Origin of the sequence: Microcystis sp. M179S2, from assembly GCF_020245805.1 — a bacterium.
Classification (GTDB): Bacteria; Cyanobacteriota; Cyanobacteriia; order Cyanobacteriales; family Microcystaceae; genus Microcystis; species Microcystis aeruginosa.
In genome coordinates this window covers 1-6,837 of record NZ_JADBUE010000013.1, presented here as the reverse complement: position 1 = coordinate 6,837, position 6,837 = coordinate 1, and the positions used below count along the sequence as shown (strand labels likewise).

Here is a 6,837-nt window from a genome sequence, read left to right as displayed (position 1 = left end):
CCCCGCTTGGGATTTACTTCGAGAAGCCCAAAATCGCTGAAACCCAGATAGATCAAGGAAAATCATAAATCGAGGTTAACCCTTTGTCCCGTAATGGTTTGAGCCTTTTTTGCTGACCGAAAACGCCTAAGTCCCACTAGAAAGATCGATAATAGAAAAAATACTTTCTGCCGATCGGTCACTGTTAATGGCTTCTAATTGGGATATCTTGTTAATACAAGCGGCGCGCCAGGGCAATCTGGCGCGGGTTCAAGCTTTACTGAGTCAGGGGGCAAATGTCAACGCCACTGATGTGCAAAATACTACGGCTTTAATCTATGCCGTGCAGGGGGGTCATCGGGAAATTGTGGCAATTTTGCGAGAATTTGGGGCTGATATCAACAAAAGTAAACAACCTCAAGGTTTAAGCCCTCTCATGTTAGCGGCTGCCCTCAATCACAGTCAAATCCTCCCTCAACTAATCGCTGCCGGTGCTAATGTCAATCAGGTTAATCAAGATGGTACACCAGCACTAATGATTGCCGCTTATAAGGGGCATACAGCGATCGCAGAACAGTTATTAATCGCCGGCGCTCGGGTCAATATGCGCGATCGGGATGGAGATACGGCTTTATCTGTAGCGATCAAACAAAATTACGCCGCCATCGTCCGTTTACTGCTCGATAGTGGTGTAGATGAAGAAATCCGTCAACAAGCTTGGTTACAGGCTCTCGTCGCTAATTGCCCAGAAATCCTCGAATTGTTTATTACCCGTGGTATGCCCCTCGATGCTCCCACTTTATCCGGGGAAACTCCCCTAATTTTGGCTGTAGAGAGGGGAAATCTCGGCAGCGGGCAAACTTTACTGCAAGCGGGAGCAAATCCAAACATCAGCACGGAGGAGGGAGAAACTGCCCTCATGATCGCCGCTGCCGAGGGATATTTCGATATTGTCCGACTTTTACTGGCTAAGGGGGCTAGTATTGACAATCAAAATCAGGCGGGAGAAACGGCCCTGCATCTAGCGACGATCGAAGGACATCTAGAGATCGTCCAGGCCTTACTACAAGCCGGCGCTTTTGTCAATCACCGCAACCATTTTGGTGATACACCCCTGATCATCGCCACGATGCAAGGATACGAAGCGATCGTTTTAGAATTGTTAAAACAGGGGGCGGAGCCTAACCTAACTCAGCAGGGAGAAACACCGTTAACTTTAGCTCTACAGCGCAAATTTACGAAAATCTGTCGTTATCTCCTCGACTACGGGGCTAATCCCAACGCCGTTTATCCCGATGGCAAAACTGTCCTCATGAAAGCTTGTGAGGGCAATAATAGTCAACTGGTGCGCCGGTTAATCGATATCGGTGCTGATGTCAATAAACTCGATTTTAGCGGCGCTTCCCCTTTAATGTGGGCGAGTTATCACGGTTGTCTCGACACGGTTAAAGTTTTGTTAGACGGGGGAAAAGTGCACTTAAATCAGAAAAATCAAGGGGGAATGACCGCTTTAATGTTAGCTAAATTTAATCACCATCACGCGATCGTTTCTTTATTAAAACAAGCAGGAGCGATCGAGTAGGAGTGGAAGTTTGGCGAGCGCTGATCGCTATTTCCTCTCAATTTTGTGTTACCATGACCACGGTGATATTATCAGAACCGCCGGCTTTTTTGGCCGCTGCCACTAAATTCTCGACAATTTCCTGACAATCGGCACCAGTTTGCAAATAATCGCTAATTTCCTCGTCGGACACTTCTTCCGTCAAACCATCACTACAGAGAATTAAACTATCGCCGGACTGCACATCGAGGGGAGATACCGTCACTGGGGGCAAATCGCGACGACCGAGACATTGAAATAAAATGTGTCGCCAAGGGTGGTTTTTCCCATCTTCTTCGGACAGATCGCCCATTTTTATCGCCCTAGCTATCCAAGTATGATCCTCCGTCACCTGTTCTAATTTTTGCTCACGAAAGCGATAGAGACGGGAATCACCAATATGGGTGTACCAAGAGCCATCATCTCGGAAGATAGCCATGACTAGGGTTGTCCCCATGTCCTGTCTTTCGGGATTTTTCAGCTGATCTTCAATAATCTTCTCGTTAGCGGCAGTAATTGCCTCCTGCAGCAATTCCCCGGCAGCCTGGGGCGAATTCCAGTGTTCTTCTAGATGAGCTTGGATAGTTTCAGTGGCGATTTGACTAGCTTCCTGGCCCCCCGCATGACCTCCCATACCATCAGCAACGATAAAAAAGCGCCGATCGGGGTCGATATAATAACTATCCTGATTAACCGATCGCACTACACCAGGATCGGTCATTCCCCCAAAAGAAAGATTGTTCATGGAAATTTCTGCTGCTAACACAATATTTATTATCCTGCGCTCGATTACATCATACGATCCTGACGTTCAATTTTTTGCCAAAGTCTCACAAGAGCTATCCCCGGAAGCAGGGAAATCGCCATCGGTACTAAAGTTAACCAACCAAAACCATTGACAAATAGAAGCGTCGCCGAGATAACCAAAGCACTTATGAGTAAAGTATAGTTGGTTCCCATTTGAATCATACCCAATCGCCGTAAAAGTCGATCGGATTCGCTGGAACGTACCCGGACACGGATATCACCCCGTTCTAATTTTTCGATCGTATCATCGATGCGTCGGGGTAAACTCAGGGCGGTGCTGCTCACTTGGGCCGCTTGTCGTCCTAACTCATCGAGGATATTACTGCCATTATTTCCTGTCATATCATGTACTAATTGCAGGGCAAAAGGTTGGGCCACTTCCATAAAGTTAAATTGAGGATCGAGTCCTTTGCCTACCCCTTCCAGGGTAGAAAATGCTCGCATGACGAAGGTGAAGGTAGCAGGAAAGCGAAAAGGCTGATCGTAGGCGATTTCATAGAGATCATCACTGATAGAGGCTACGGATTGCTCCTCAAAGGGTTTATCCATGAAGTTATCGAGCATATACTGGATCGATCGCCGCACTGCTCCCATATCACCATTAGCAGTTAATGCTCCTAAATCTACCAGAGAAGTGACCACGCGATCGGCATCTTTTTGGGCAATTCCCAAGAGAGTCTGCATTAATTTTTCGCGCACGTTGGTTTTAATTTGTCCCATCATGCCGAAATCGTAGAAAATTAAGGAGCCATCACTATCAACGGCGATATTGCCGGGGTGAGGATCTGCGTGAAAAAAGCCGTTATTGAGTAGTTGAATTAGATAGGCTTTTGCCCCTAGTTTAGCCAACAATTTGCGATCGAGTCCTGCCGCTTCTAGGGCCTCATAATGACTGATTTTGATGCCGGGGAGGTATTCTAGGGTTAAAACCCGGGGAGAGGTGTAGCGCCAATAGACTTTTGGTACTTTGACCCAATCTTCCCCGCGAAAATTACGGCGAAAAGTGTCAGCGTTACGACCTTCATTGAGATAATCGGTTTCTTCCCAGAGAATTTTACAGCATTCTTCATAAATACCCGTCCAATCGCGACCTTTACCCCATTTAGGATGATTTTGGAAGTATTGGGCGATTTTTTTCAGGATGGCCAGATCGATACTAAATAATTTTTTCAATCCGGGCCGTTGGACTTTGACCACCACATCTTCCCCGGTGTTCAGTTGGGCCCGGTGAACTTGCCCTAAACTAGCGGCTGCTAGGGGGATGGGATCGAAGCTTTTAAAGAGTTTATGCAGGGGTTTACCGAGGGATACCTCGATAATTTTGCTGGCCTGTTCGTAGGTAAATGCGGGAACCTGATCCTGTAGTTTCGAGAGTTCTTCCACATATTCGAGGGGAAAAAGATCGGCCCGGGTGGAGAACAGTTGACCGACTTTAATAAAAGTCGGTCCCAATTCTAGCATGGTTTCCCGAATCCAAGCGGCCTGTTTTCTGCGTCTGCCGGCGAGTTTTTCTTGGCTATAGCCGCCGTTATAGCTCCATTTTTTACCGTTGAGCCAGAATTGATAAAGTACAGTCAGAACGAATCGCCAAATATCTAGACGACGACGATTGATGGAATAGTTTTCTCGATTCCAACGATAGCTATTTTTGGCGACTTGGAGGGCCGGCATTGCTGGGTTTAACTCTGGGGTAACGGGGACGGGTAGAAGGGCTGACACGCAGTTTTTGGGGCTTTAAAGCGACTAAAAGAGGTTTTTTGGTTAATTTCGGTAGTTTTTTAGTTCCGAGCGCAATTGGGCGATTTCGGCCCGCATTTCGTCGATGTTTTCCTGCACATCGGCACTGGAGGAACCACTGGAGTCTGTACCAGTATATACTCCCTTTTCCATGGCTTGATCGGCTCTCATTTGCACTTCTTCGACGAATTGCCGCAGGTTTTCCCGTTGTTCGGCATCAAATTTGCCTAATTCGCTTAAAGCGTTGGTAAACGCATCTTCTAGCTGTTCACCGATCACTTCAGCGATCGCTCGTCCGAGGAAAAAGGCGTGAATAACGGGGTTAGTCATAATCTTAAATGGATGTTTTCGCTTCGGGGTTTGTGGACGGGAAAGGCGATAATAGATTCCCTAACTACTAGGTTAGGCGACAGAACCAGAAAAGGCAAATCGTTTTTCTGAAAACGGAGGTGAGACGGGGAGGTTAATCGACAAAATTAGAGGAAAGAAAGGGCGCTAAGGGAGCAGAATCCGGTCCGATTGCGTCGAGAATTATCGCTGAAATCAACCCGATTAGCGAAATAATAGTGTCATCAACAATATCATCCTCCTGGAGAGTTAAGATGCTCAGAAAACGTTTATTAATCCCCTTAATACTATCCCTAGTCACTTTTGGTCTAGTGGTGGCCTGTAATTCCGGCACTCCCACCGGTCAAACTAACCCCAGTCCCGCAGAAAACGCCGCCACTGCTGCTATTCCCATCGGTGCAGCTTTAGCTCAAACCAGCAATCTCGCCCTATTGGGACAGGAACAGGTGATCGGTGTCAAGATGGCTGAAACATATTTTAATAAAAAGGGCGGAGTCAATGGAACACCGATTAAAGTTATTATCCAGGATGTGGCCGGGGATGAACCGGGAGCGATCAACGCCATTAATACCCTAATCACTCAAGATAAGGTGGTGGGTATTCTTGGTCCCTCCCTTTCCCAGCAAGCTTTTGCCGCTAGTCCGATCGCCGATCGAGCCAAAGTTCCCATTCTCGGTCCGTCTAACACGGCTAAAGGTATCCCCCAGATCGGTGAATATGTGGGTAGGGTGTCTGCTCCTGTGGCTGTGGTCGCTCCCAATGCGGTTAAAACCGCTTTAAAAATCGATCCCAAGATTAAAAAAGTGGCTGTCTTTTTTGCCCAAAATGATGCTTTTAGTAAATCGGAAACGGAAACTTTTCAAGAAACCCTAAAGAGTTTAAATCTTGATATTGTCACCGTGCAGAAATTCCAAACCACCGATACAGATTTTCAAAACCAAGCCACCGCCGCTATTAATATTAAACCGGATTTAGTGGTTATTTCTGGTTTGGTTGCTGACGGGGGCAATTTGGTCAAACAGTTGCGACAATTAGGCTATCAAGGGTTAATTATTGGTGGCAACGGTTTAAATACCTCTAATATTTTCCCGGTTTGTCAAGCTCAATGTGATGGCATTATCATTGCTCAAGCTTATAACCCGGAATTAGATAATCCTATTAATCGGGATTTTGTCGCCGCTTATACAGCAGAAAATAAAAAAGCACCGCCCCAATTTACCGCTCAAGCTTTTACGGGAATTCAAGTTTTTGTCGAGGCCTTAAAACGGGTAGATGATAAAAATAAACTCAGTACACTTTCCCTCGAACAAATTCGCCAACAATTAAATCAGGAAATTTTAGCGGGTAAGTATGTCACTGTCTTGGGAGATATTGCTTTTACTCCCGAAGGAGAAATCATTCAGGATAAATTCTCCGTGGCACAAATTAAAATGGATGCCGATGGTAAAAATGGTAAATTTACTTTTGTGAAAAATTAATAAGTAAGTGGTTCTTCTCGTTTCTACCTCGTTGCAAGGGTCTCCCTTGCAACGCATTTCCAGAGGTTCTAGCTCTTGTGTAATACTAAATCCTGTTTAAAGTGTTCAAGAGTGTTAAAGTCGAGTCCAAAATCAACATAATCCTGTTTTGACTTGCAATGTTCTATTCAATTAATTTCTCTAGGGATAGGACAGTATTCGATGGTGGTGTTGGACAAGAATAAAAGAAAAATGTAGGTTGGTTTTCCCTTTCTTGAGAAATTCTTCTTAAGTTTTCGTTTACCCTAATTCTTGCTCTCAGCTAGTTCTGGAATTTCTGGCGATTATTAGTAGTGAAATTTACAGGAAACAATCACAATTTCTTGATCAGACACGCTATAAACTAGGGGATGTTCTTTTGTAATGCGTCGTGACCACAATCCTGATAGTTCATGTTTTAATGCTTCTGGTTTTCCTAATCCAGAAAAAGGCTCTCCTTGAACATCTTTAATCAGGCTGACAATTTTAGCGTCAACTTTTTTGTCTGCGAGCGCCCATTGATTAAACTCATCAAAACTTCGGGTTAGAAAGGCGACTTTCCTCATAAGTTAGCAGCATCTACATAAATATAACTATCAGGATTTTTCAGAGATTCTATTGCCTCTTGGAGATGTTGACGGTTAGCTTCTGTGGAAAGCAGATAGTCGGTTTCATCCATTTCAGCAGCTTCTTTAATCAATAAAATCGCTTCGACAACTGTTCCTTCTGGTAAGTCGAGGGACAAGAAGGGAGCATCTCACTTGTGCAATGAGTATTAATGCTTATAGCAGTCAAAAACTAGAAAATCTTGAACCTGATCACAAAGAGAAATGAGATTATAATAGTTATAACTTACGATTCAGAATATAT

The 6,837-nt window shown here is 45.0% G+C and carries 7 protein-coding genes; 2 read left to right on the top strand and 5 right to left on the bottom strand.

The features are described from left to right. Nucleotides 1-160 precede the first annotated feature (160 nt). Nucleotides 161-1,561 carry an ankyrin repeat domain-containing protein gene (locus IM500_RS00730; RefSeq protein WP_341275496.1) on the top strand — a complete coding sequence of 467 codons (1,401 nt, stop codon included), beginning with the start codon at nt 161-163 and terminating at the stop codon, nt 1,559-1,561. 37 nt (nt 1,562-1,598) lie between these two features. Here IM500_RS00730 and IM500_RS00725 read toward each other — a convergent pair whose 3' ends face one another. The 3 genes from IM500_RS00725 to IM500_RS00715 form a co-directional block, all read right to left on the bottom strand. Continuing rightward, complete coding sequence (locus tag IM500_RS00725; protein WP_287737413.1) at nt 1,599-2,324, bottom strand: Stp1/IreP family PP2C-type Ser/Thr phosphatase; 726 nt, start codon at nt 2,322-2,324, stop codon at nt 1,599-1,601. Nucleotides 2,325-2,368: 44 nt separating this feature from the next. After that, nucleotides 2,369-4,057 (bottom strand): ABC1 kinase family protein, encoded by a 1,689-nt coding sequence (locus IM500_RS00720; RefSeq protein ID WP_287737412.1) that lies wholly within the window; start codon nt 4,055-4,057, stop codon nt 2,369-2,371. A 90-nt stretch (nt 4,058-4,147) separates the two neighbouring features. Further along, a complete protein-coding gene (locus IM500_RS00715) occupies nt 4,148-4,453 on the bottom strand; it encodes a DUF6825 family protein (protein WP_190721747.1) in 306 nt (101 codons plus the stop codon). Between the two features lie 272 nt (nt 4,454-4,725). On the opposite strand from IM500_RS00715, the gene IM500_RS00710 reads away from it, so the two are divergent. Continuing rightward, a complete protein-coding gene (locus IM500_RS00710) occupies nt 4,726-5,949 on the top strand; it encodes an ABC transporter substrate-binding protein (protein WP_190721749.1) in 1,224 nt (407 codons plus the stop codon). A gap of 326 nt (nt 5,950-6,275) precedes the next feature. On the opposite strand, the gene IM500_RS00705 is transcribed toward IM500_RS00710, so the two are convergent. Together IM500_RS00705 and IM500_RS00700 are read right to left on the bottom strand one after the other, a co-directional pair. Beyond that, nucleotides 6,276-6,533 (bottom strand): Txe/YoeB family addiction module toxin, encoded by a 258-nt coding sequence (locus IM500_RS00705; protein ID WP_190721750.1) that lies wholly within the window; start codon nt 6,531-6,533, stop codon nt 6,276-6,278. Then, nucleotides 6,530-6,712 (bottom strand): hypothetical protein, encoded by a 183-nt coding sequence (locus IM500_RS00700; RefSeq protein WP_190721751.1) that lies wholly within the window; start codon nt 6,710-6,712, stop codon nt 6,530-6,532. Before IM500_RS00700 ends, IM500_RS00705 begins: the two co-directional genes overlap by 4 nt. Nucleotides 6,713-6,837: the final 125 nt, after the last annotated feature.